Genomic DNA, 23,458 nt, shown 5'->3' with positions numbered 1-23,458 from the left:
ATGTCGGGCCGCGATTATAGGTCGCACCCGTTTGCGCTCCCTCCCGATTCGTCGGGCGTTTCCACTACGCGAGTCCATGCGCGCAGGTTCATCCAAACCACAAGCCGAAACGATCGAAGTCTGTTCCCGCCCGCCCACCCCGGCGCCCGACTATTGCAATTTCGGGACCGTGCTGCGCGTGCTGGGGCTGGCCAATGTCGGGCTGTTCGTCTCAGGGCTGATGCGTTCGCATTCGCTCGACAGCTTCCTGCTCGCGGTACTGGAGCAGGGCGCCATCGTCGAGCCGCTCACGCTCGTGTGCATCACAACGCTCTGCTCGATCCGGGCGCGGCTCGGAGGAATCCATTCGCGCGCGCGTTCGGTCATTGCCGGTGCGATCGGTGCCGCCTGGGCGCTTGTGCTGATGCTGGCCACGGGCGCTTTTGTCGCGGTCGAATCCTGGCCAAGCCTGACGACGCTGCTGATGCGCGTGGCAGGCTTCGGACTTGCGGCGCTGATGATCGCGTGGACGATCGAGTTGCGCGCCCGGGCCGTCTCGCCCGCGCTGGCAGATGCGCGGCTCCAGGCGCTCCAGGCCCGCATCCGCCCGCACTTCCTGTTCAACAGCCTGAATGCCGCGATGTCCCTTGTGCGCATTGATCCGCCGCTTGCCGAACGCGTACTCGATGACCTCGCCGAACTCTTCCGCGCCAGCATGGGTGATGCTCGAGCGCTCGTGCCGCTCGAAGATGAAGTGCGGCTGGCGCGTCAGTACGTCGATGTCGAGCAGGTGCGCATCGGCGACCGGCTCAGCGTCGAATGGGAACTCGAAAGAATGCCGGGGAAATACCCGGTTCCCGCTTTGCTGCTTCAACCTTTGCTCGAAAACGCCGTACACCACGGCATCGAGCCCGCCGAGGGCCCCGGTCTTGTGCGAGTGCGCATCACCGGCGTTGGCCGCGAACTGATCATCGTCGTCGAGAACACCTACGATCCCGTGATACGTCGCAGGCCAGGCAACCGGCTGGCGCTCGCCAACATCCGCGAACGGCTTTCGCTGCTGTATGACTTCGAGGCGCGTCTGCGCGTCGGGGGCGACGGCAAGCTGTGGCGGGTGTCGATCACCTTGCCATTCAACCCGGAGGACGGGGACCAGGACTGAACATGAGACCACTGCGCTTACTGCTCGTAGACGACGAACCGCTCGCCAGGTCGCGGCTGCGCATCCTGCTCGAAGACCTGCGCTCGCAGATCGAGACCCGCATCGTCGGGGAGGCGGCCAACGGCCGCGAGGCGATCACCCAGATCGAAGAACTGCTGCCCGACGTGGTGCTGCTCGATGTGCAGATGCCCGGCATGAACGGTGTCGAGGTCGCGCGCCATGCGATGCACATCCGGCCGATGCCAGGGCGTCATGCGCCGCAGATCGTCTTCGTGACGGCCTTTGACGATTACGCCGTGCAGGCCTTTGACGTGCAGGCCATCGACTATCTGCTCAAGCCCGTGCGTTCGACGCGGCTCTTCGACGCGCTCGACCGCGCGCGCAAGCGCTGCGAGGAACGTGAGGCCGCGCTCAAGGTGAGCGATCCGGCCTTCAGCGAGGAGGCGCTCGAACGCGCCGCCGCGGTGGCGGGCCTGTCGCGTCGCCATATCGCGGTGACCGAGCGCGGCAAGCTCACGCTCGTGCCGGTGCTCGACATCCTCTATTTCCGCGCCGAGATGAAGTACACGACGATCCGCACGCGCGATGCCGAGTACCTCACCGAGGAATCGCTGACCGCGCTGGAAGAGGAATTCGGCGAGTACTTCGTGCGCGTGCATCGCTCGGCGCTGGTCGCGCGCAACGCGATCGCCGGTTGCCAGCGGGCGAGCCGCGAGGGCACCGAATCCGAATCCGGCGACCAGGGCTGGCAGATCCAGTTGCGCGGTCTCGACGAGACGCTGCCGGTCAGCCGTCGCCAGTGGCCGAACGTGAAGACGCTGCTGCGCGCCTGACGGCAAGGGGGCGGTGGCCGCGCCCCCGATCGCACAGGCCAGTCAGCCGGCGATGCCGGCGATCAGTGCTTCGAGCTTGACCGTGTCGATGCCGAACAGGCGGATGCCCTCGGCAAGCTTCTCGGTCGCCATGGCGTCCTCGTTGAGCGACCAGCGGAAACGCTTCTCGTCCAGATCGAGCTTCTCGATCACTTCCGGCGTGCCCGCGCCGAGCTTGCGCTCGACCGGCTGATCGGAGTTGCGCAGGGCTTCGAGCAGGTCGGGGCTGATCGTGAGCAGGTCGCAGCCCGCGAGCGCCAGCACCTGACCGACCGAGCGGAAGCTTGCGCCCATCACCTCGGTGCCGACGCCGTGCGCCTTGTAGTAGGCGTGGATGCGCCGCACCGATTGCACGCCCGGATCGTTTTCGGGTTCGAAGGTCTTGCCGTCGCGCTTCACGTACCAGTCGTAGATACGACCCACGAACGGCGAGATGAGCTGGGCGCCGACATCGGCGCAAGCCACTGCCTGCGCGAGTGAGAACAGCAGCGTCATGTTCGTGCGCGTGCCTTCGGCCTGGAGCACCCTGGCAGCCTGGATACCTTCCCAGGTGGACGCGATCTTGATGAGCACGCGTTCGCGCGGCACGCCAGCGGCGTCGTAGCGGGCGACGATCTCGCGCGCCTTGGTGACGGTGGCGGCGGTGTCGAAGGACAGGCGCGCATCGACCTCGGTCGAGACGCGGCCCGGAATCACCGCAAGGATTTCGCGGCCGAAAGCGACGAGCACATCGTCGATCAAAGCGTCGACCGGCTTGCCGGCACCATCGCGCACGACCTTGTCGAGGATGTGGCGGTATTCGGGCTTCTGCGCGGCCTTGAGCACGAGGGACGGATTGGTCGTCGCATCCTGCGGCGCGTATTGCGAGAGCAACTGGAAGTCGCCGGTATCGGCGACGACGGTGGTGAACTGCTTGAGTTGGTCGAGGCTGGTCATGGCGGACGGTAATCGCGGCGCGCCGACGGGCGCACCTGAGCCGAACCATGGTAGCGGAAGGTTGTGACGCCTTCCGTGCGGCTTCAACGTGTCACAGCACGCGCAGCGAATCGGCGTTCATCGACTTGAATGCCTTGCTGAACTCGCCGTTCTCGTAGGCCTCGTTGCGGCCCAGATGGCCTTGGTCGCGCAGGCGCTGGAGCGTGCGCGATAGCCCGCGCGCCTTGTGCTCGAACTCCTCGGCAACGTCATTCTGGCCACCAAGTCTGGCCTCGGCCGCACGCCCGAGCGCGATGCGGTGCAGATAGCGGGTCTCGACGTATTCCCGCGTGCACCAGGTTTCGCCGCGACCGTCGTCCCATACAAACTTGGTGTCGTGAATCACGGGATTGAAGGTGTTCATGGCTGCTTCCTGCGATGGCGATCGGCTTGGGGCCTACAACAACCCTGCCAATTGACCTAGTGTGCTGCATCACACGGATGGGTTTGCCCCGAAAAGGCGGGCAAGGTTGATGCATTCCACAGTGTTATGATTGTGCGGTTTACCCATCCCCGCCTCCTGTAGCGCCAATCCCCCCCAATCCTCCGCACAGCCTCGGCTCGCGCCGTCGCCGCGTCCTCTTCACGGATGCGCGCCGCGCCTGCAAGAAGCCGGGCGGTGATCGCACGGCGCTCGGTGGCAGATATCTCTTTCGGAGCCGCCCACTTGCTGCCGCTGTCTTCTTTCGGTCCCTTCGCGGGGGCCGGCAAGCATGCGCCGTCCGCAGCCATTCTCGCGCTGGCGGACGGCACCGTGTTCAAAGGCATTTCCATCGGCGCCGACGGTCACACCGTCGGTGAAGTTGTCTTCAATACCGCCATCACGGGCTATCAGGAAATCCTGACCGACCCGTCGTACTGTCGCCAGATCGTCACGCTCACGTATCCGCACGTCGGCAACGTCGGCACGAATGCGCAGGACGAAGAAGCGTCCGGCGTCCAGGCCGCAGGCCTCGTCATCCGCGATCTCGCCGCGGTCGCCTCCAACTTCCGCAGCACCGAATCGCTGAGCGACTACCTCAAGCGTCACGGCACGGTTGCCATTGCCGGCATCGACACGCGCAAGCTCACCCGCATCCTGCGCGACAAGGGCGCCCAACCCGGCGCGATCCTCGTCGGCGACGACGCCGAGAAGGCCGTCGAACTCGCCCGTTCCTTCCCCGGCATGGCCGGCCTCGACCTCGCCAAGGTCGTGAGCGCGCGCGAAGCCTACGAATGGACCGAGGGCGAGTGGATGCTCAACGACGGCAGCGGCAAGCCGGGCTTCGGCAAGAGCGACGGCCGCTTCCACGTCGTGGCCTACGACTTCGGCGTCAAGCGCAACATCCTGCGCATGCTGGCCGCTCGCGGCGCGCGCGTGACCGTGCTGCCGGCGCAGACCCCGGCGAGCGAGGTCATCAAGCTCAATCCGGACGGCGTCTTCCTCAGCAACGGTCCCGGCGACCCCGAACCCTGCGACTACGCGATCGCGGCGGCGAAGGAGCTGATCGAACTCGGCTATCCCACCTTCGGCATCTGCCTCGGCCACCAGATCATGGGCCTCGCCTCGGGCGGCAAGACGCTGAAGATGAAGTTCGGCCATCACGGCGCGAACCATCCGGTGCAGGACCTCGAAACCGGTCAGGTACTCATTACCTCGCAGAACCACGGCTTCGCGGTCGATCCGGCCTCGCTGCCCAACAACTGCAAGGTCACGCACGTGAGCCTGTTCGACGGCTCGCTGCAAGGCTTCCGCCGTACCGACAAGCCGGCCTTCTGCTTCCAGGGCCACCCCGAAGCTAGCCCCGGCCCGCACGACATCGCCTATCTGTTCGACCGTTTCACCACGCTGATGGCGGAGAAGAAGAATGCCTAAGCGCAGCGACATCAAGAGCGTCCTCATCATCGGCGCCGGCCCGATCATCATCGGCCAGGCCTGCGAATTCGACTATTCCGGTGCCCAAGCCTGCAAGGCCCTGAAGGCCGAGGGCTACAAGGTCATCCTCGTCAACAGCAATCCGGCGACGATCATGACCGACCCGGAAACGGCTGACGTCACCTACATCGAGCCGATCACCTGGCAGGTGGTGGAAAAGATCATCGAGAAGGAGCGCCCCGACGCGATCCTCCCGACGATGGGCGGCCAGACCGCGCTCAACTGCGCGCTCGACCTCTGGCACAACGGCGTGCTCGACAAGTTCAACGTCGAGCTCATCGGCGCCAAGCCGGCCGCGATCGACAAGGCCGAAGACCGCAGCAAGTTCAAGGAGGCCATGACCAAGATCGGCCTCGAATCGGCGCGCTCGGGCGTGGCCCATTCGATGGACGAGGCCTGGGACGTGCAGCGCCGCATCGGCGCCGAACTGGGCACGAGCGGCTTCCCGGTCATCATCCGCCCGAGCTTCACGCTCGGCGGCACCGGCGGCGGCATCGCCTACAACGCCGAGGAATTCGAGACCATCTGCAAGCGCGGCCTCGAAGCCTCGCCGACGAAGGAACTGCTGATCGAGGAATCGCTGATCGGCTGGAAGGAATACGAGATGGAAGTCGTCCGCGACCACGCGGACAACTGCATCATCGTCTGCTCGATCGAGAACCTCGACCCGATGGGCGTGCATACCGGCGACTCGATCACCGTCGCGCCCGCGCAGACGCTGACCGACCGCGAATACCAGCTCATGCGCAACGCGTCGATCGCGATCCTGCGCGAGATCGGCGTGGACACCGGCGGCTCGAACGTGCAGTTCGCGGTCAATCCCGACAATGGCCGGATCATCGTCATCGAGATGAATCCGCGCGTGTCGCGCTCGTCGGCGCTGGCCTCGAAGGCCACCGGCTTCCCGATCGCCAAGATCGCGGCCAAGCTCGCGATCGGCTACACGCTCGACGAACTGCGCAACGAGATCACCGGCGGCGCGACGCCCGCGAGCTTCGAGCCGACCATCGATTACGTCGTCACCAAGATCCCGCGCTTCGCGTTCGAGAAGTTCCCGACCGCCGACTCGCACCTGACCACGCAGATGAAGTCGGTCGGCGAGGTGATGGCGATCGGCCGCACCTTCCAGGAATCGTTCCAGAAGGCGCTGCGTGGTCTTGAAGTGGGCGTCGATGGCCTGAACCAGAAGACGACCGACCGCGAGGCGATCGAGGAAGAACTCGGCGAGCCCGGTCCGGAACGCATCTGGTACGTGGGCGACGCCTTCGCCCAGGGCTTCACGCTGGAGGAGGTGCACAACCTCACCCACATCGACCCGTGGTTCCTCGTCCAGATCAAGGAGATCGTGGACATCGAACTCGAGATCGAGAAGCGCACGCTGGCCGACATCGACCGCGACACGCTCTGGCAGCTCAAGCGCAAGGGGTTCTCCGACCGGCGCCTGGCCTATCTGCTCGACGTGAGCGAGGCCGAGATCCGCAAGCATCGCCACGGCCTGGGCGTGCGCCCGGTGTTCAAGCGCGTCGATACCTGCGCGGCCGAGTTCTCGACCACGACGGCCTATCTGTACTCGACCTACGAGGAAGAGTGCGAGGCCCAGCCCACCGGCGCGAAGAAGATCATGGTGCTCGGCGGCGGCCCCAACCGCATCGGCCAGGGCATCGAGTTCGACTACTGCTGCGTGCACGCGGCCCTCGCGCTGCGCGAGGACGGGTACGAGACCATCATGGTCAACTGCAACCCGGAAACCGTCTCGACCGACTACGACACGAGCGACCGCCTCTACTTCGAGCCGCTGACGCTTGAAGACGTGCTCGAAATCGTCGAGAAGGAAAAGCCGGTCGGCGTGATCGTGCAGTACGGCGGCCAGACGCCGCTCAAGCTTGCGAAGGCGCTCGAATCCAACGGCGTACCCATCATCGGCACCTCGCCCGAGAGCATCGACATCGCCGAAGACCGCGAGCGCTTCCAGAAGCTGCTGCACAAGCTGCAACTGCGTCAGCCGCCCAACCGCACCGCCCGCACCGAGGCTGACGCGCTCGCGCTCGCCAACGAGATCGGCTATCCGCTCGTCGTGCGCCCGAGCTATGTGCTCGGCGGCCGCGCGATGGAAATCGTCCATGAGCAGCGCGACCTCGAGCGCTACATGCGCGAGGCGGTCAAGGTGAGCAACGATTCGCCGGTGCTGCTCGACCGCTTCCTGAACGACGCGATCGAAGTCGACGTGGACTGCATCGCCGACGGCCAGCGCGTGTTCATCGGTGGCGTGATGGAGCACATCGAGCAGGCTGGCGTGCATTCGGGCGACTCGGCCTGCTGCCTCCCGCCCTACTCGCTGAGCGAGGCGACGATCGCCGAGCTCAAGCGCCAGACCGTGCAGATGGCCAAGGCGCTCAACGTCATTGGCCTCATGAACGTGCAGTTCGCGATCCAGCAGGTGCCGGACGAAGCCGGCGTCGTGCAGGACGTGGTGTACGTGCTCGAAGTCAATCCGCGCGCCTCGCGCACCGTGCCCTACGTGAGCAAGGCCACCGGCCTGCCGCTCGCCAAGATCGCGGCGCGCGCGATGGCCGGCCAGACGCTCGACGCGCAAGGCCCGACCTATCGCAACGGTCTCCAGGCCGAGGTCACGCCGCCGTACTACTCGGTGAAGGAAGCCGTCTTCCCGTTCGTGAAGTTCCCGGGCGTCGACACCATCCTCGGCCCGGAGATGAAGTCGACCGGCGAAGTCATGGGCGTGGGCAAGACCTTTGGCGAAGCCTTCGTGAAGTCGCAGATCGCGGCAAGCACCAAGCTGCCCGACGTGAAGAAGGGCGGCACCGTGTTCCTGAGCGTCAAGCACCAGGACCGCGCCAAGTGCTACGGCGTCGCCAAGGGTCTGGCCGAACTGGGCTTCAAGCTCGCGGCCACCAAGGGCACGGCCGGCTATCTGAACGAGCGCGGCCTGACGGTCATGCCGGTGAACAAGGTGGCCGAAGGTCGTCCGCACGTCGTGGACATGATCAAGAACAACGAGATGGTCCTGATCGTGAACACCGTCGAGGAAAAGCGCTCGGCCATCGCCGACTCGCGCTCGATCCGCACGACGGCGCTCCAGGCGCGCGTGACCGTCTTCACGACGATCGCCGGTGCCGCGGCGGCGGTCGAGGGCATGCGCGAGATGGCGCAGCTCGAGGTCTATCCGCTGCAGGATCTGCACGCGAAGCTGATGGCCTGATCCGGCCCTGAGCGGCGCGGCCGGCGGGCTTTCCGCTATCATCGGCCGCGCTTCAGACGAATTGCCCCGGGCACCACCCGGGGCGATTTTTTTGTGCCCCTGAATTCCGTAACCCACTGATTTTCAAGAGTCCGCCATGGCAACTGTCCCGATGACCAAACAAGGCGCGGAGATGCTCAAGGCCGAGCTGCACCGCCTGAAGACCATCGAACGTCCGTCCGTGATCCAGGCCATCAAGGAAGCGCGCGAGAAGGGCGACCTGTCGGAAAACGCCGAGTACGACGCCGCCAAGGAGCGCCAGGGCTTCATCGAGGGCCGCATCATGGAAGTCGAGGGCAAGCTCTCGGCCGCGCAGATCATCGATCCGACCACGCTCGATGCCGATGGCCGCGTGGTGTTCGCCTCGACGGTCGAGATCGAGGATCTCGAATCGGGCGACAAGAAGACCTACCAGATCGTCGGCGACGACGAGGCCGACATCAAGGTGCACAAGATTTCGGTGTCGAGCCCGATCGCGCGCGCGCTGATCGGCAAGTACGCCGGGGATACCGTGCATGTGCTCGCGCCCGGCGGCGAGCGCGAAGTCGAGATCATCGACGTTCGCTACGAGTAACCGGCATGAACGCGACCGCTGCATCAACCGTCGGGCGGGAACGCACTGCCGCGATGCTGCGATCACTGCGACTGCTGTTGATCACCGGCTGGTGCGGCATGACCTGGACGATCGGCTACGTGGTCGCGCCGACGCTGTTCCGCATGCTTGATGACCGGATGCTTGCCGGCAGTCTCGCGGGCGCGCTGTTCCGGCTGCAAGGCTGGACGAGCGTGGGAGTGGCATTGCTGCTGCTATGGATGACCGTGGCCGTGGGCATGAGAGGCAGGGTCATCTGGCGCGATCCTGACGTGCGCATCGTGCTGGGCATGCTGCTTTGCACGCTGATCGGCTATTTTGCGCTCCAGCCGCTGATGCAGGGCCTCAAGGAACTGATGGCGGTCCATGGCCCGGCCGTGCCCGACGAGATCCGCCAACGTTTCGGCATCGTGCATGGCGTGTCGGCCACCTTTTATCTCGCGCACAGCATGCTCGGGCTGTGGTTGGTGCTGCGCCAGGCGGGATGGCCGGCGCAGCCTTGATGCGCGGTCAGCCGCGCGATTTCTTGACCGACTTCTGGCGTTCCTTCACGCGCTTGACGAGGCCACCGGCGGTGACGCGCTCGTTGCCGAGCAGGGTGATCTTGGTGCGGGAGGGCGGGCGGCGACCGCTGCGCGACGGCTTGACGAGCAGCACCTCCTGCGGCGACTTGCCGCGCAGGCCGGCGCCGCGCGCGATGCCACGCGGGAAGGACGGCGCATCATCGGCCTCTTCCTGGCGCGGGCGGTACAACACCAGCAGCTTGCCGATGTGCTGGACCGGCGCGGCGCCCAGCTCCTCGCAGATGCTGTCGTACATCGCGATGCGTTCGGCGCGATCGTCGCCGAGCACGCGAACCTTGATGAGTTCATGCGCATTGAGCGCGGAACCGATTTCCTTCAGCACGGCGGGCGTGAGCCCGTCGGCGCCGATCATGACGACCGGATTGAGTGCATGAGCCTGTGAACGCAGTGCCGAGCGTTCCGCCGGAGTAAGAGCAAGTTTCATTCAAGTATTGTCGCATCGATGGCCAAGAAGAAACTCAACCGCAACTGGCTGCATGACCACCTGAACGATCCCTACGTAAAGATGGCGCAGCGCGAGGGCTATCGCGCCCGTGCTGCCTACAAGCTCAAGGAAATCGACGAGGCCGAGCGGCTGATCCGCCCTGGCATGACCGTGGTCGATCTTGGTGCCGCGCCGGGCAGCTGGAGCCAGTATCTGCGTGCGCGCATGGCCGGGAAGGAGAATCCGCTCGCGGGCGGTGGGGCCTCGGCCGGCACGCTCAAGGGCCGGATTTTCGCGCTCGACCTGCTGCCCTTCGAGCCGATCGCCGATGTGGTGTGCCTGCAAGGCGATTTCCGCGAGGAGAGCGTATTGCGCGAACTCGAGGCGCAACTCGGCGGCGAAAAGGTCGATGTCGTGGTTTCGGACATGGCGCCCAACCTTTCCGGAATCGAGTCAGCCGACATGGCGCGCATTGCACACGTTTGCGAACTCGCGCTCGATTTCGCGGCCGAATGGCTCAAACCCGAAGGCGCGCTGGTCGTGAAGACCTTTCACGGCAGCGGGTATTCGCAGATCGTCAAGGCATTCAAGGACCGCTTCAAGATCGTGAAACCGGTCAAGCCCAAGGCCTCACGCGACAAATCGGCCGAGACGTTCATTCTCGGGCGCGGGTTGAAATAGGGTTTTCGCCGACCCACTTACCAATTGAAGCAGGCGCGGCAAAACTTCTTTATCCGCGTGATTGAAATTGGCGAAAGCCGACCAAGATCGGATCGGTAGAATGAAACTGGGAAACGCACATGTTTCGTGCGGAACCGGGTCAGTCAGGAGCTCGAGTTGGACAAGAACATGCTCTCGAAGGCGGCGATCTGGATGGTCATCGCCCTCGTGTTGTTCACGGTTTTCAAGCAGTTCGACAACCGGCAGCGGCCGGCGGTCGATTCGGTGTCGTACACGCAGTTCATGGACGACGCCAAGGCGGGCCGGGTGCGTCGCGTGGACGTGCAGGGGCGCCAGCTCACCGTGACGAGCGCCGATGACAAGCGCTACCAGATCACTTCGCCCGGCGACAGCTGGATGGTCGGCGACCTCATGAAGTACGGCGTGCAGGTGTACGGCAAGGCCGAGGAGGAGCAGAGCTTCCTGATGACGATCTTCGTCAGCTGGTTCCCGATGCTGCTGCTGATCGGCGTCTGGGTGTTCTTCATGCGCCAGATGCAGGGCGGCGGGCGCGGAGGCGCGTTCAGCTTCGGCAAGAGCCGCGCGAAGATGCTCGACGAGAGCAACAACAGCATCACCTTCGCCGACGTCGCCGGCTGCGACGAGGCCAAGGAGGACGTGCACGAGCTGGTCGAATTCCTGCGCGATCCGAGCAAGTTCCAGAAGCTCGGCGGCCGCATTCCTCGCGGCGTGCTGATGGTCGGCCCTCCGGGTACCGGCAAGACGCTGCTGGCCAAGGCCATTGCCGGCGAAGCCAAGGTGCCGTTCTTCTCGATCTCGGGTTCGGACTTTGTCGAGATGTTCGTCGGCGTGGGCGCGGCGCGTGTGCGCGACATGTTCGAGACGGCCAAGAAGAACGCGCCCTGCATCATCTTCATCGATGAAATCGACGCGGTCGGTCGCCAGCGCGGTGCCGGTCTGGGCGGTGGCAACGACGAACGCGAGCAGACGCTGAACCAGATGCTCGTCGAGATGGACGGCTTCGAAACCGGCCAGGGCATCATCGTCATCGCCGCGACCAACCGTCCCGACGTGCTTGACCCGGCGCTGCTGCGTCCGGGCCGTTTCGATCGTCAGGTGGTCGTGAATCTGCCGGACATCCGCGGTCGCGAGCAGATCCTCAAGGTCCACATGCGCAAGGTGCCACTGGCGCCGGACGTCGAGCCGGCCGTGTTGGCGCGTGGCACGCCGGGCTTCTCGGGCGCCGATCTGGCCAACCTCGTGAACGAAGCCGCGCTGTTCGCGGCGCGCCGCAACGGTCGCGTCGTCGACATGAACGACTTCGAGAAGGCCAAGGACAAGATCATCATGGGCGCCGAGCGCAAGAGCGTCGTGATGCCCGAGGACGAGCGCCGCGCCACGGCCTATCACGAGTCGGGTCACGCGATCATCGGCAAGCTCATGCCCAAGTGCGATCCCGTCCACAAGGTGACGATCATCCCGCGTGGCCGCGCGCTGGGCGTGACGATGTCGCTGCCCGAGCGTGACCGCTACGGCTATGACAAGCAGTTCATGCTGGAGCAGATCAGCATGCTGTTCGGTGGCCGCGCGGCGGAGGAGGTCTTCCTTGACCAGATGACGACCGGCGCCAGCAACGACTTCGAGCGCGCCACGCATCTCGCGCGCGACATGGTCACGCGCTACGGCATGACCGAGGCGCTCGGACCGATGGTGTACGCGGAGAACGAGGGCGAGGTCTTTCTCGGCCGCTCGATCACCAAGACGACCAACACATCCGAAGCGACGATGCAGAAGATCGATGCCGAGATCCGCCGCATCCTCGACACGCAGTACGCCCTCACGGTGCGCCTGCTGAACGAGAACCGCGACAAGATCGAGGCGATGGTCGCGGCGCTGATGGAGTTCGAAACCATCGATGCCGACCAGATCGACGACATCATGAGCGGCCGTCCGGTGCGCCCGCCCAAGTCGAGCGGCGGCACGCCGCCGACTTCGGGCAAGGCGGGTGGCACGCCGCCGGCCGAACCCAAGGCCAGCCCCGATCCCTCGGCCGCCAATCCGGCCTGACGATCGACTGATCCGCATGAAGGCCGGCGCAAGCCGGCCTTCTGCTTTTCGGGAACAAGAAAATGAACCAGACTCCCGTGGCCCGCCCGACGCACTGGCGTTGCGGCCGCTTCAACCTGTCGCTCGAACGCCCGCTCGTGATGGGCATCGTCAACGTGACGCCGGATTCCTTCTCCGACGGCGGACGGCATTTCGCGCCGAATGCGGCGCTCGAATGCGCGCGGCGGCTGGTGGAGGAGGGCGCCGACATCCTCGACATCGGCGCCGAAAGCACGCGCCCCGGCTCCGACAGCGTGAGCGAGACCGACGAGCTGGCGCGACTGGAACCAGTGCTGGCCGACATCGTCGCGCTCGGCAAGCCGGTGTCGGTCGACACGATGAAGCCGGCGGTCATGCGCATGGCGGCCGAGGCGGGCGCTGCGATCATCAATGACGTGGCCGCGCTGCGCCTGCCGGGCGCGCTGGAAGCCGCCGCCGCGACCGACCTCGGCGTCTGCGTCATGCACATGATCGGCATGCCCAAGACGATGCAGGACGATCCGCGCTACGACGATGTGGTGGCCGAGGTCGAGGCCTTCCTGGCCGAGCGCGCGGCGGCCTGCGAGGCCGCCGGCATCGCTGCCGACCGCATCGCGATCGACCCGGGTTTCGGCTTCGGCAAGCGCACCGAGCACAACCTCGCGCTACTCAAGGCCACGTCGCGCTTCGTCGCGGGCGGGCGGCCGGTGCTGATCGGCGTATCGCGCAAGGGCTTCATCGGCAAGCTGTCGGGTCGGCCGGAGGCGCCGGCGGCCGAGCGCGTGGGTGGCAGCGTCGCGGTGGCGATCAACTCGGTGGCTCAGGGCGCGCAGGTCGTGCGCGTGCATGACGTGCGCCTCACCGTCGACGCGCTGCGGACTTGGCGCGAGATCGCCGGCTGACACGGCCGCCGACGGACCGTCGCGCCGGAAACGCGCGCCGGCCGATCCGGCTACTCTTTCCCCCCCGTTTCAATCCCCAGGAAATCCTCGATGGGACGCAAATACTTCGGTACCGATGGCGTGCGCGGCACGGTCGGCACCGCGCCGATCACGCCCGACTTCGTCCTTCACCTCGGCGCCGCCGCCGGTCGCGTGCTCGTGCATGCGCTCGGGCGCGGCAATGTGCGGCGCGACAAGCGGCCGCAGGTGCTGATCGGCAAGGACACGCGCATCTCCGGCTACATGCTGGAGTCGGCGCTCGAAGCGGGCTTCGCGGCGGCGGGCGTGGACGTGATCCTCTGCGGGCCGCTGCCGACGCCGGCGGTCGCCTATCTCACGCGCGCGCTGCGGCTGTCGGCGGGCGTGGTCATCTCGGCCTCGCACAACCCGTATCCGGACAACGGCATCAAGTTCTTCGCGCGTGACGGCTTCAAGCTGCCCGACGACGCCGAATTCGCGATCGAGGAAGCCATCGCCACCCAGCTGCGCGACGGGATGATCTGCACCGGCGCCGACGACATCGGCCGCGCGCGCCGCCTCGACGATGCCGCCGGCCGCTACATCGAGTTCTGCAAGAGCACCTTCCCCAACGACCTCGACCTGCGCGGCCTGCGCATCGTCGTCGACTGCTCGAACGGCGCCGCCTACCAGACCGCGCCCGCGGTCTTCCACGAACTCGGTGCCAAGGTGATCGCGGTTGCCAACCAGCCCGATGGCTTCAACATCAACGACGGCTGCGGCGCGACCCATCCCGAATACCTCCAGGCGATGGTGCGCGAGCACAAGGCCGACATCGGCATCGCGCTCGACGGCGACGCCGACCGCGTGCTCATGGCCGACGACACGGGCCGGCTCTACAACGGCGACGAGCTGCTCTACATCCTCGCGATGGAGCGCCGCGCGCGGCATGCGGCGTCCTGCGCCAACCAGGAACTCACGGGCGTGGTCGGCACGCTCATGACCAACCTGGGCGTCGAGAACGCGCTGCGCGGCGCGGGCTTCGAATTCGCGCGCGCCAAGGTCGGCGACCGCTATGTGCTGGAGGAATTGCAGCAGCGCGAATGGCTCATCGGCGGCGAGGGCTCGGGCCATCTCATCTGCCTCGACAAGCACACGACGGGTGACGGCACGGTGTCGGCGCTCCAGGTGCTGGCCGCCATGCGCCGCAGCCAGCGCAGCCTGGCCGAGCTGACCGCCGACCTCAGCCTGTATCCGCAGGTGCTGCTCAACGTGAAGGTCAAGCCCGGCTTCGACTGGAAGGCCCAGGCCGGCGTGGTGAAGACCGCTGGCGAGGTCGAGGCGACGCTCGGCCGGCGCGGGCGGGTGCTGATCCGTCCGTCGGGCACCGAGCCTGTCGTGCGGGTGATGGTCGAGGCCGATGACGAGGCGCTCGCCCAATCGAGCGCCGAAACCATCGCCGGCGCGATGCGCGAGGCGGTCGCGGCACTCGGCTGAGCGCCCACCGCTGACCGCGCGACCGGAAACGGCATGCGCCGTGGCCGGTCGACGGTTCGGACCGTCCCAAAGTCGTCCGTGACCGACGTCCAGCGTCGTCCCCGGCCGACGCCTGCTCGCATGGCCTGCCCGACAGGCGACTGCCGGCGCGTCTTTCAAGCTCCCGTGTATTGGCAGCACCGTGCTGCCACCTCACGAAAGGAGCACGCCATGAACGTCAGACCCGGTCACGCCGGTGCGCGCCGCCTCGTCGCGGTGCTGATTGCCGCCCTCGCAGGCGCGGGCCTCGCTGCTTGCGATCGCCATGAATCCGAACAACCGAAAACCCTCGGCCAGCAGGTGGACGGCGCGGTGGCCGACGGGCGCGCCGCGCTCGACAAGGCCGGCGCCGCCACCGATCGCGCCGCCGAGCGCGCTGGCGAGCAGGCGCGCGAACTCGCCGACGACGTACGCCAGGCCGCAGGCCGCGCCGGTGATGCCACGGCCGATGCGGCTCATGACGCGAAGGACAAGGCAGGCGCCGCCGCCGACGCCACCGGCCGGGCCGCCACCGACACCCGCATCACCGCCGAGGTCAAGACCGCGCTGGCCCGCGCGCCCGAGGTGAAGGCGCGTGACATCAAGGTGGAGACCGACGACGGCCGCGTGCGCCTCCAAGGCGAGGTCGAAACCTTCGCCGCGCGCGAAAAGGCCGAGCAGCTCGCGGCCTCCACGCCGGGCGTGCGCTCAGTGGACAGCCAGCTCATCGTCCGTCAGGGCAAGGCGAGCTGAGTCTTGGGGCGGCGGCCGTGCGAGGGCGTCGCCTTCGAGCGCACGACAACCGCGACAGCCTGCGCGGCAACCGCGCCAACCCTCAGGTACGCGATAGCTGCCGCACCGCCCGGTCCAGCCCCTCCACCGTGAGCGGGAACATCCGCCCGCCCATGATGTGCCTGATGACGTCGATGCTCTGGCGGTACTGCCAGAGCTGTTCCGGCTCCGGATTCACCCACGCAAAGTGCGGAAAGGCTTCGATCAGCCGCCGCAGCCAGACCGCGCCCGGCTCGACGTTGCTGTACTCGACGCTGCCGTTGGGCTGGAGGATCTCGTAGGGGCTCATCGTTGCGTCGCCCACGAAGATCAGCTTGTAGTCGGGCGTGTACTTGTGCAGCAGTTCGGTCGTCGGCGTGCGCTCGGCATAGCGGCGTGCGTTGTCCTTCCACACCCAGTCGTACACGCAGTTGTGGAAGTAGAAAAACTCCATGTGCTTGAACTCGGCCCGCGCGGCCGAGAACAGCTCCTCGGTCTTGCGCACGTGGTCGTCCATCGTGCCGCCCACGTCTAGTAGCATCAGCACCTTTACCGCGTTGTGCCGCTCGGGCCGCATGCGCAGGTCGAGCCAGCCGGCGTTGCGCGCGGTGCCGGCAATCGTCTGTTCCAGGTCCAGTTCTTCCGCCGCGCCCTCGCGCGCGAAGCGCCTCAGGCGTCGCAGCGCCACCTTGATGTTGCGGGTGCCGATCTCAAGGTTGGCGTCGTAATCCCGAAAGGCGCGTTCGTCCCACACCTTTACCGCGCGTCGGTGCTCGCCCTCGCCGCCGATGCGGATGCCCTCGGGGTTGTAGCCGCCGTGGCCAAAGGGGCTGGTGCCGCCGGTGCCGATCCACTTGTTGCCGCCCGCGTGCTTTTCCTTCTGCTCGTCAAGCAGCTCCTTGAGGCGTTTCATCAGCTCCTCCAGCCCGCCGAGCGACTTGGCGTTCGCCTTCTGCTCCTCGGTGAGCTGGCGTTCGAGTTCCTTGATGAGCCAGTCGAGCGGCACTTCCTTCAGCGCCTCGGCAACGCTCTCGACGCCCGCGAAGTAGTTGCCGAAGGCGCGGTCGAACTTGTCGTACAGCGACTCGTCCTTGATGAGCACGGTGCGCGCGAGCTGGTAGAACTCGTCGATCGACGGGCCGATCACCTCGGCCTTCAGCGCCTCGATGAGCGTGAGCAGCTCCTTGATCGAGACCTTCAGCCCGGCGTCGCGCAGGTGGAAAAAGAAGCCGATGAGCATTGGCGGACTCCATGGCCGATGCGCCGACGGCAAGTGCCGGCGCCGTGAACGGAAACGACGGTGGGCGCGCCGGCCTCAGCGCCCTCGATTGGCCATCGCCACCAGCTTCTCGAACAGCCCGAGATCCTGCTCGTTCTTGAGCAGCGCGCCGAGCATCGGCGGCACGACGGCGCGCCCGCCGTCGGCATGCAGCATCTCGGGCGTCACGTCCTCGGCGATCAGCAGGCGCAGCCAGTCGACCAGCTCGGATGTGGACGGCTTCTTCTTCAGGCCCGGCATGTCGCGCATCTGGTAGAAGGCCGCCAGCGCGCGCTGCAGCAGTTCGCGCTTCACGCCCGGATGATGCACCTCGACGATCTTCTCCATCGTGTCGCGGTCCGGAAAGCGGATGTAGTGGAAGAAGCAGCGACGCAGGAAGGCGTCGGGCAGCTCCTTCTCGTTGTTGCTGGTGATGATGACCACCGGCCGGTGCCTCGCGCGGACGAGTTCGCGCGTCTCGTACACGTGGAATTCCATGCGGTCGAGTTCGCGCAGCAGGTCGTTCGGGAACTCGATGTCGGCCTTGTCGATCTCGTCGATCAGCAGCACGACCGGCTGTTCGGCCGCGAAGGCCTGCCACAGCACGCCCCGCACGATGTAGTTGCCGATGTCCTTCACGCGCTCGTCGCCGAGCTGCGAATCCCGCAGCCGCGAGACCGCGTCGTACTCGTACAGCCCTTGCTGCGCCTTGGTCGTGCTCTTGATGTGCCATTGCAGCAGCGGCATGCCGAGCGCGGCGGCCACTTCCTCGGCGAGCAGCGTCTTGCCCGTGCCCGGCTCGCCCTTGATGAGCAGCGGGCGTTGCAGCCGGATGGCGGCGTTGACCGCGAGCTTGAGATCGTCGGTGGCGACGTAGTTGGAAGAGCCTTCGAAACGAGGAGCGGGACTGGTCATGGCAAGGCGATGTCGGTTGGGAGGCCGGGCGTCCGGCGGGCGCGGTGCGGCTGCCAGGGCGCCCAGCACGCAGGCGTATGGCGGACCAGCGCATTGTGCATCGCGGTTTCCGACCATGCCGCTGTGACTCCGTGTTTCACCGGGTTGGGTTCGGCGGCGTGGCGCCGGACAGTGTGCGGGCTTCGCTGTGTTGACCCGGAACCCCGGCCCCGCCAACCGTTTCCACAGGATCACGATGCGCATGCCCACCGTCCCCGCCTCGCAGGCCGCAGCGCTCGCGCTCGCCTGCGTGCTCGCCGCTCCTGCCTTCGCCCAGACCGCCGACGCGCCGCGCGGCGACCCCGAGGCCGGCCGCCAGAAGAACGCCGCCTGCATCGGCTGCCACGGCATCGCCGACTACAAGTCGTCCTTCCCGGAGGTGTACCGGGTGCCCCGCATCGGCGGCCAGTCGGCCGGCTACATCGCCAGCGCGCTGCACGCCTACAAGAAGGGCGAGCGACGGCATCCGACCATGCGTGGCGTGGCGCAATCGCTGAGCGATCAGGACATCCTCGATCTCGCGGCGCTGTATTCGGAGCAGAAGTGATGACGCCCGTCCTCAGCTTCCGTCTCGCGCTGACAGCGCTTGCAAGCCTCGCGCTGCTGACCGCTGCCGTGCCGGCCCGTGCCGGCGACATCGAGCGCGGCAAGGCTGCCGCGCAGAAGCACGCCTGCGCAAGCTGCCACGGCGCCGACTTCAACTCGCCGATCGATGCGAGCTACCCGCGGCTCGCGGGCCAGCATCCCGACTATCTGGTGCAGGCGCTGCGTGCCTATCGCAAGCCCGACGGCAAGCTGGAAGGCCGGCGCAACGCGATCATGCAGGGCATGGCGGCCCAGCTCACGACGGCCGAGATCGACGACATCGCGGCCTATCTGGCCTCGCTGCCGGGCAGTCTCGTCACGCGGCGCTGACGCGATCGGCGGGTTCCGACGCAGGCCGGGACGGGCCGGGCACCATGCGCGGGGCGATCCCGTTCAGCCCGCCTTGCGCCGCACGCAGTCCACATAGGCCTCGCCATCCGGCGGCTGGCTGCTGCGCTGGGCGGTCCAGAGCATCTCGCCCAGGCAGTCCATCGCGGCGTGATGCGCTTCGTGCAGCGAGCCGGCGCGACGCGCCAGCGTCTCCACGGCCGCCTTGATGCCGCGCGGCTGGTCCACCTGCACCTGCTCGGCCAGGCTCAGATGCATCGACAGATGCAGGAAAGGGTTGGTGCGGCCGGCGTCGATCGAGTAATCGACCTCGACCGTCGCGGCCAGATCGTCGTGGTACTCGGGATGCTCGGCGATCCAGTCGGCGGCGATCGCCTCCAGCGGTTCGAGCGGCAGTCGCTCGACATGCTTGCGCCAGGCGTTGCGGAAGAACTCGCGCACCTGGTCACGGCTCGGGTTGAACATTTTTGGCTTTCTCACCACCGGCTGGGGGTAGCCGGCAAGTAACACTTGGACATGAAATCGGCTAATTCGGTATAAACGACAGCCGATTCCTCTAGCGGGCAGATTTGTCTAATGACCAACTACAGCTTCCGGCCGGATGTTGCACCAGGCAATCGCTCTGCCGGCTGAGCCGACCGCATCCGCTGTGGATGACCGTCTCGCGTCATTGCGGGCGGCACTCTCGCACGCGCCCTGTCCGGGGCTGCTGCTGGATGAGAACCGGCGCGTGGTCGCGGTCAATGCCTCGGCCGCGGCGGTCTGGCGCGCGGCGGGCGCGCGGCTGACGCTGGCGCTGGCCGGGGTCGATCGCCAGTCGCCGCCGGTCGGTCGCATCCGCCTGTCGGGCGTCGATGATCTGAGCTGGCAGATCTGCGGCCCCTTGCCCGCGATCGTGTGGCTGCATGTGCCGCGCGAGTCCTGCCAGCCCTGCGCCGCGCTGTTCGACGTGGCACCGCCCGATCCCGCCGAAGTGCTCGCCGGCGACACCGGGCGTCGGCTCGCGCTCGTGACCGAAGGGCTCGGCCTCGGTTTCTGGGAACACGACATCGCCGATGACCGCATGTTCTGGGACAGCGGCCTCTACTGCCTGCTCGGCTGCCGCCCGGACGATCCGCGCCCGCTGAAGGACATCCTGCTGGCGAGCTTCGGTCACGACGGCGTCGCGCATGCGATGGACGTCTTCCGCGCCAACGCTGCCACCGGCCGCAGCTTCAGTGACGAACTGTGGGCGACGCTGCCCGACGGCAGCCGGCGCCGGCTGGCGATGCGCGCCATCGGCCAGCCGGGCGCGGGCGGCATGACCCGCATCGTCGGCGTGTGCTGGGACACGACCGAGCGCCACAACGCCGAACGCGCGCTCGCCGATCTGGTCGAGCGCCACCAGCTCGCCACCGAGGCCGCCGGCGTCGGCGTGTGGGAATGGAATCTCGACACCGGCACCTACCACTGGGACGAGGAATGGAGCCGCATCCACGGCCTCGGCCGGCATGCGCGCATCGGCAGCACCGCCGACTGGCGCGCCATCCTCCATCCCGACGATGCCGAGCGCGCGATGGCGCGCATGCATGCCGTCGTCCAGGGCGACGGCGACTACGAGGACTACTTCCGCATCGTCCGGCGCGACGACGGCGCGGTGCGCTCGATCCACGCGCGCGGCCGAGTCTTCCGCGACCCGCAAGGCCGTGTCGTGCGCCTGCTCGGCGCCGACTGGGACGTGACCGAGCGCATGCGCGCCGAGGACAGCGCGCGCGAGGCGCTGCAACGCCTGCGTTTCGCCGCCGACGTGGTCGGCCTCGGCGTGTGGGAATACCACCCCGGCACGCGGCGCGCGATCTGGGACGAGAAGATGTTCGAGCTCGTGACCGGTGCGCCGTCCGACGGCCGCGACGTGCGCGCCGCCTGGGAGACGGCCGTCGAGCCGGCAGACGTCAACCGGCTGCGCCGCGAGATGCGCCGCGCCCTGCTCACCGGCGGTGCCTACGACATCGACGTGCGTGTGCGTCATGCCGACGGCGAGGTGCGCTGGCTGGCCGGACGCGGCTACAGCGTCGCCGGCGAGCACGGCCTGCGCATGATCGGCGTGCAATGGGACATCACCGATCGCAAGCTGGCCGAGACCGCGCTGCGCGCGCGCGACACGGCCGAGCGCGCGAGTCGTGCCAAGGGCGAGTTCATCTCGCGCCTGAGCCATGAGGTGCGCACGCCGCTCAACGCGGTGCTCGGCTTCGCCCAGCTCATGACCGCCGACCGCCACGATCCGCCCACGCCGGGCCAGCGCGAGCGGCTCGCGCGCATCGTCGGTGCCGGCGAGCATCTGCTCACGGTCGTGAACGAGGTGCTGCACATGGCGCGTGCCGAATCCGAGGCGCCGGTGGCGACGCTGGCGCCGGTGCCGCTGCGGCCGCTGGCCGAGGAGGTGCTCGATCTGATGCTGCCGCTCGCGGCGACCGGTTCGATCCGGCTGCTGGCCGACGTGCTGCCGGCCCAGGCGGTGCTGGCCGACCGGCTGCGGCTCAAGCAGGTGCTCATCAACCTGATGTCGAACGCGATCAAGTACAACCGCGCCGGCGGCGAGGTGAGGCTGTGGATCGATCGGCCGACCGATTGTCAGGATTGCCTGGCGATCTGCGTGCGCGACACCGGCATCGGTCTGAGCGCCGAGCAGCTCGACCAGTTGTTCCAGCCCTTCAACCGCCTCGGGCGCGAGGGCGAACCGATCGAGGGCAGTGGCATCGGCCTGGTGCTCGCGCAGCAGATGGTGCGCGAGATGGGCGGCATGCTCGACGTGGCGAGCGAGCCGGGCTTGGGCAGCGAATTCCGGGTGCGCCTGCAACGGGTGTGACGCCCGGTCGGGCGGCACTGCGCTTCGGGTGGCCGCCTGGGCCGGCCGGTCTTGTGTCCCACCGGGCCGTTACGACGGGCCTGGCGGTAGCCGTCGACGGGCGGCCGGCGCTCAGTCGGCCGTGGTCTGGAGGCGCTTGCGGTGCCGCGCGAGGCGATCGCGCGCGGCCGTCACCTGCACCGCCATGTCCACGCGCTCGGCCCATTGCAGCAGCGAGCGCTCGATGGCCTTGGCCAGCGCCTCGTCGTGCTTGTCGTCGAGCTTGCGGAAGGCGTCGTCGATCTGCTCGAAGGTGAGCTGGTGCGGCGTGTCGTTCGCGGCCGTCGGCACCGCCGCGGGCGCGGGCAGGGCCTCGTACAGGGTGCGGGCGCGCTGGCGCGTGACCGGATCCGCGGTCTCGCGCTCCAGCAGATCGGCCAGCGCGATGCGCGCGAAGTCGGTCTGCTCGCGGTCGAGCGCGATCTGCGCGTACTCCAGCACCAGACCCGGACTCAGCCGCGCGCCCTTGCGCCGATGCAGGTCGTCGAGCAGGTCGAAGGCGCCCTCGGTGGCGGCGTGGTCGCCGGCCGCGAAGGCGCGCCGGTAGCCGAGCAGGGCGGCCATGAATTCACCGTCGGCCTGTTCGCCGACGCCGGCCGGCCGCCGCGCGATCACCTGGTTCGCCTCGTCGAACTTGCCCTGGGCGAGCAGCACGCGCGTGAAGGCGTTGTAGTCCTCGGCCTTCTCCAGCGCCGAATGCTCGACCCGTGCCACCAGCTGCGAATACAGCTGCTCGGCGCGCTCGGCCTTGCCGGTCGCCTCGCACAGCCGCGCCGACTGGCGCAGCCGCGCGGCATTGCGCGCCGACAGCCGCGTCGCGCTGTCGAGCACATCCAGCGCGGCCTCGTGCTTGCCCAGCCTTTCTTTCACCGCCGCCAGCTCGTCATAGGCCGCGAGCAGGCGCGGATGGTCGATCACGAGCGGCTCCAGCAGCGCCTCGGCCTCGTCGTCGCGGCCGTCGCGCGCATGCACCCGCGCCAGCGCCAGCAGCGACCACGGCGCGGGACGGACGGCGATGAGCTGTTCGAGCAGGCGGCGCGCGTCGGCCAGCCGGCCGGAGTCGATGAGCAGACGCACGCCGAGCCGGTAGGCCGAGCCGGCAAAGCGCGGCGTGTCGGTCGCCAGGCGCAGGCACTCGTCGGCGGCGTCGGCCGTCTTGGCCTCGTTGACTGCGCGGTACACCTCGTGGAAGCAGCGCTGCTTGTCGAGCACGCGGCGCAGCCGCTGGCCGAGCTGGGCGCCGGTGAAGGGCTTGACGATGAGGTCGTCGGGCTCGAAGTCGGCGCAGGCGATCACGTCGCCGCTCACGCCGCTGTCGATCGCCAGCACGAACATGGTCGACAGCGGCAGGGTGCCGCTGCCGCGCAGTTCCTCCAGCAACCGCTGGCCGTCGCGCCTGGGGTCGAGCTTGTAGGCGCAGATGATGATGTCGTGGTGGCGCAGCTTGAGCCGGCCGATCACGTCGCCGCCGTCGCTGGCCTCGGAGATCTGGGTAATGCCGAATTCGCCGAGCGTGCTGCGGATCGCCATGCGCGCGCCCGGATCGGGCTCGGCGATCATCGCGCGGCGGTTCTCGCTCATGCCGCGCATCGGAGCGCGGGCGGAAACGGGCTGGCGGACGAAGGCGGCGGCGTCGGGCATGAACTCTCGCAAGGCTTTGCAAGGCACGCGCGCGATGACGCTGCGACGGACGTGCCGGACCGCGGGCGCTGCTCTGCC

21 protein-coding genes are annotated in these 23,458 nt (G+C 67.5%); 14 read left to right on the top strand and 7 right to left on the bottom strand.

What is annotated here, in order from left to right; all coding sequences use genetic code 11:
• Positions 1–76 precede the first annotated feature (76 nt).
• Together H566_RS0101420 and H566_RS0101415 are read left to right on the top strand one after the other, a co-directional pair.
• The gene (locus H566_RS0101420; RefSeq protein ID WP_084544630.1) at positions 77–1,141 is read left to right on the top strand and encodes a sensor histidine kinase; all 1,065 of its coding nucleotides are present in this window, start codon (positions 77–79) and stop codon (positions 1,139–1,141) included.
• A 2-nt stretch (positions 1,142–1,143) separates the two neighbouring features.
• On the top strand, positions 1,144–1,974 hold the full coding sequence (locus H566_RS0101415) for a LytR/AlgR family response regulator transcription factor (protein ID WP_028310020.1): 831 nt from the start codon (positions 1,144–1,146) through the stop codon (positions 1,972–1,974).
• 42 nt (positions 1,975–2,016) lie between these two features.
• Here the strand turns inward: H566_RS0101415 and tal are convergent, their stop codons facing one another.
• Together tal and H566_RS0101405 are read right to left on the bottom strand one after the other, a co-directional pair.
• Positions 2,017–2,949: a transaldolase gene (gene tal, locus H566_RS0101410; RefSeq protein WP_028310019.1), complete on the bottom strand. Its 933-nt coding sequence runs from the start codon at positions 2,947–2,949 to the stop codon at positions 2,017–2,019.
• A 91-nt stretch (positions 2,950–3,040) separates the two neighbouring features.
• Positions 3,041–3,352 carry a hypothetical protein gene (locus tag H566_RS0101405; RefSeq protein WP_028310018.1) on the bottom strand — a complete coding sequence of 104 codons (312 nt, stop codon included), beginning with the start codon at positions 3,350–3,352 and terminating at the stop codon, positions 3,041–3,043.
• A 303-nt stretch (positions 3,353–3,655) separates the two neighbouring features.
• Between H566_RS0101405 and carA the strand changes: the two genes are divergently transcribed.
• The 4 genes from carA (at position 3,656) to H566_RS0101385 (ending at position 9,254) form a co-directional block, all read left to right on the top strand.
• Positions 3,656–4,843, top strand: coding sequence for a glutamine-hydrolyzing carbamoyl-phosphate synthase small subunit (gene carA, locus H566_RS0101400; protein ID WP_425387916.1), 1,188 nt, complete (start codon positions 3,656–3,658; stop codon positions 4,841–4,843).
• On the top strand, positions 4,836–8,120 hold the full coding sequence (gene carB, locus H566_RS0101395; RefSeq protein ID WP_028310016.1) for a carbamoyl-phosphate synthase large subunit: 3,285 nt from the start codon (positions 4,836–4,838) through the stop codon (positions 8,118–8,120). The genes carA and carB overlap by 8 nt, the downstream gene beginning before the upstream one ends.
• 136 nt (positions 8,121–8,256) lie before the next feature.
• Complete coding sequence (gene greA, locus H566_RS0101390; protein ID WP_028310015.1) at positions 8,257–8,733, top strand: transcription elongation factor GreA; 477 nt, start codon at positions 8,257–8,259, stop codon at positions 8,731–8,733.
• 5 nt (positions 8,734–8,738) lie between these two features.
• Complete coding sequence (locus tag H566_RS0101385; RefSeq protein WP_342668627.1) at positions 8,739–9,254, top strand: DUF4149 domain-containing protein; 516 nt, start codon at positions 8,739–8,741, stop codon at positions 9,252–9,254.
• A gap of 7 nt (positions 9,255–9,261) precedes the next feature.
• Here the strand turns inward: H566_RS0101385 and H566_RS0101380 are convergent, their stop codons facing one another.
• A complete protein-coding gene (locus tag H566_RS0101380; RefSeq protein ID WP_028310013.1) occupies positions 9,262–9,759 on the bottom strand; it encodes a YhbY family RNA-binding protein in 498 nt (165 codons plus the stop codon).
• Positions 9,760–9,777: 18 nt separating this feature from the next.
• Between H566_RS0101380 and H566_RS0101375 the strand changes: the two genes are divergently transcribed.
• The 5 genes from H566_RS0101375 to H566_RS27930 all read left to right on the top strand — a co-directional run bounded on the left by H566_RS0101375 (position 9,778) and on the right by H566_RS27930 (position 15,692).
• Entirely contained in the window at positions 9,778–10,440 is a 663-nt protein-coding gene (locus H566_RS0101375; RefSeq protein ID WP_028310012.1) for an RlmE family RNA methyltransferase, read from the top strand.
• 168 nt (positions 10,441–10,608) lie between these two features.
• Positions 10,609–12,507: an ATP-dependent zinc metalloprotease FtsH gene (gene ftsH, locus H566_RS22260; protein ID WP_051378154.1), complete on the top strand. Its 1,899-nt coding sequence runs from the start codon at positions 10,609–10,611 to the stop codon at positions 12,505–12,507.
• A gap of 62 nt (positions 12,508–12,569) precedes the next feature.
• Positions 12,570–13,427, top strand: a complete 858-nt coding sequence (gene folP, locus H566_RS0101365) for a dihydropteroate synthase (protein ID WP_034410260.1) — start codon at positions 12,570–12,572, stop codon at positions 13,425–13,427.
• 90 nt (positions 13,428–13,517) lie between these two features.
• On the top strand, positions 13,518–14,921 hold the full coding sequence (gene glmM, locus H566_RS0101360) for a phosphoglucosamine mutase (protein WP_028310010.1): 1,404 nt from the start codon (positions 13,518–13,520) through the stop codon (positions 14,919–14,921).
• A gap of 210 nt (positions 14,922–15,131) precedes the next feature.
• Entirely contained in the window at positions 15,132–15,692 is a 561-nt protein-coding gene (locus H566_RS27930; RefSeq protein ID WP_156924257.1) for a BON domain-containing protein, read from the top strand.
• Between the two features lie 82 nt (positions 15,693–15,774).
• Here the strand turns inward: H566_RS27930 and H566_RS0101345 are convergent, their stop codons facing one another.
• The gene (locus H566_RS0101345) at positions 15,775–16,950 is read right to left on the bottom strand and encodes a vWA domain-containing protein (protein WP_028310009.1); all 1,176 of its coding nucleotides are present in this window, start codon (positions 16,948–16,950) and stop codon (positions 15,775–15,777) included.
• Between the two features lie 75 nt (positions 16,951–17,025).
• The gene (locus H566_RS0101340) at positions 17,026–17,883 is read right to left on the bottom strand and encodes an AAA family ATPase (RefSeq protein WP_028310008.1); all 858 of its coding nucleotides are present in this window, start codon (positions 17,881–17,883) and stop codon (positions 17,026–17,028) included.
• A gap of 241 nt (positions 17,884–18,124) precedes the next feature.
• On the opposite strand from H566_RS0101340, the gene H566_RS28730 reads away from it, so the two are divergent.
• Together H566_RS28730 and H566_RS28725 are read left to right on the top strand one after the other, a co-directional pair.
• Positions 18,125–18,469 carry a c-type cytochrome gene (locus tag H566_RS28730; RefSeq protein WP_034410581.1) on the top strand — a complete coding sequence of 115 codons (345 nt, stop codon included), beginning with the start codon at positions 18,125–18,127 and terminating at the stop codon, positions 18,467–18,469.
• Positions 18,469–18,837, top strand: coding sequence for a c-type cytochrome (locus H566_RS28725; protein WP_028310006.1), 369 nt, complete (start codon positions 18,469–18,471; stop codon positions 18,835–18,837). Before H566_RS28730 ends, H566_RS28725 begins: the two co-directional genes overlap by 1 nt.
• A 63-nt stretch (positions 18,838–18,900) precedes the next feature.
• Here H566_RS28725 and H566_RS0101325 read toward each other — a convergent pair whose 3' ends face one another.
• Positions 18,901–19,320: a DUF1841 family protein gene (locus tag H566_RS0101325; protein WP_028310005.1), complete on the bottom strand. Its 420-nt coding sequence runs from the start codon at positions 19,318–19,320 to the stop codon at positions 18,901–18,903.
• 184 nt (positions 19,321–19,504) lie between these two features.
• Between H566_RS0101325 and H566_RS22250 the strand changes: the two genes are divergently transcribed.
• Positions 19,505–21,700 carry a PAS domain-containing sensor histidine kinase gene (locus H566_RS22250; RefSeq protein ID WP_156924255.1) on the top strand — a complete coding sequence of 732 codons (2,196 nt, stop codon included), beginning with the start codon at positions 19,505–19,507 and terminating at the stop codon, positions 21,698–21,700.
• 111 nt (positions 21,701–21,811) lie between these two features.
• Here H566_RS22250 and H566_RS0101315 read toward each other — a convergent pair whose 3' ends face one another.
• A complete protein-coding gene (locus H566_RS0101315) occupies positions 21,812–23,380 on the bottom strand; it encodes a tetratricopeptide repeat protein (protein ID WP_028310004.1) in 1,569 nt (522 codons plus the stop codon).
• Positions 23,381–23,458 lie beyond the last annotated feature (78 nt).

This window comes from Derxia gummosa DSM 723 (assembly GCF_000482785.1).
GTDB classification, from domain to species: domain Bacteria; phylum Pseudomonadota; class Gammaproteobacteria; order Burkholderiales; family Burkholderiaceae_E; genus Derxia; species Derxia gummosa.
This window is presented reverse-complemented; position numbering and strand designations above follow the sequence as displayed.